The organism is Caballeronia choica (assembly GCF_001544535.1).
GTDB lineage: Bacteria > Pseudomonadota > Gammaproteobacteria > Burkholderiales > Burkholderiaceae > Caballeronia > Caballeronia choica.
Window position 1 is genome coordinate 1 of record NZ_FCON02000489.1, and the last position, 1,163, is coordinate 1,163.

At 58.0% G+C, this 1,163-nt stretch carries 1 protein-coding gene; it reads left to right on the top strand.

The genetic code is table 11. From position 1 onward, the window contains the following. Positions 1-1,163: recombinase family protein (locus tag AWB68_RS45215; protein ID WP_200828986.1), on the top strand; the 1,163-nt coding region annotated here is incomplete at both ends.

Below are 1,163 nucleotides of genomic sequence, written 5' to 3' on the forward strand. Positions count from 1 at the left end.
GAAGACGGCATATACGATCCGGCTTACTTCAACGACCGCCTGCTGCTCGGTCTGAAGGGAACCATGAGCGAGGCGGAGTTGCACGTGCTGAACGCGCGACTGCAGGGTGGGATTCGAAACAAGGCGCGGCGTGGCGAACTCGAACTACCACTTCCCATCGGGCTGGTCTACCATCCAAACGGCTTGGTCGAGATCGACCCGGATCAGCAAATCCACGCGAGCCTGCGACTGCTATTCGATACGTACAGGCAGACGCGCTCCGCAAGCATGGTTGTGCGTCGGTTCCGTCGCGAAGGTTGGTCCTTCCCGCGCCGGATCCGTCGTGGCATCGGCAAAGGCGAAGTACACTGGGGAGCACTGAACACATCGCGCGTTCTGCAGGTCCTCCACAATCCCCGATATGCCGGTGCCTTTGTTTTCGGTCGAACGAGAACTGCACGTAAGTTGGACCTGACGAGTACGCGCCTGAGGGTCGCACAATCCGACTGGCAGGTTCTAATACGAGACGCCCACGTCGGCTACATAGACTGGGACGAATTCGAGCGGAATCAGGTGACTCTCAGGCAAAGCGCCAGCGGTTTCGGTTCGCAGCTTGTGCGAGGTACGAATCCTCGAGAAGGAGTTGGACTGTTACAGGGTCGCGTCGTTTGCGGCATATGTGGCAATCGCATGAGTGTGCGCTATCAGAAGGCAAGCGGAAGAATGGAACCGTACTACGTATGTCACGATGTCGCCGCTCACGATGCGGGCAAGTGGTGCCAGTCGGTACGTGGGCGCGCGATCGATGATGCAATCAGTGCGTTGCTCATGGAGACGGTTGGGCCGGCCGCCATCGAAGTAGCGCTCGCAGTCGAGGACGAGATCGCCGGGCGTATTGAGCAAGCCAATTCCATGCGTCTGAAGCAACTGGAACGCGTGCGTTACGAAGCCGATCTCGCCCGCCGTCGCTATATGAATGTCGATCCTGCAAACCGGATGGTTGCCGATACACTCGAAGCCGACTGGAACGACCACCTACGTCGACTCGACGTGCTGCAACAAGAACATGATCGCCTATGCCAGTCAGACCAGAATCTGCTTGGAGATGAGGCTCGTGCTCGTATCTGCGCTCTCGCAGATGACTTCGCCAACGTATGGAACGACAAGCGTGTTGAATCCATCGA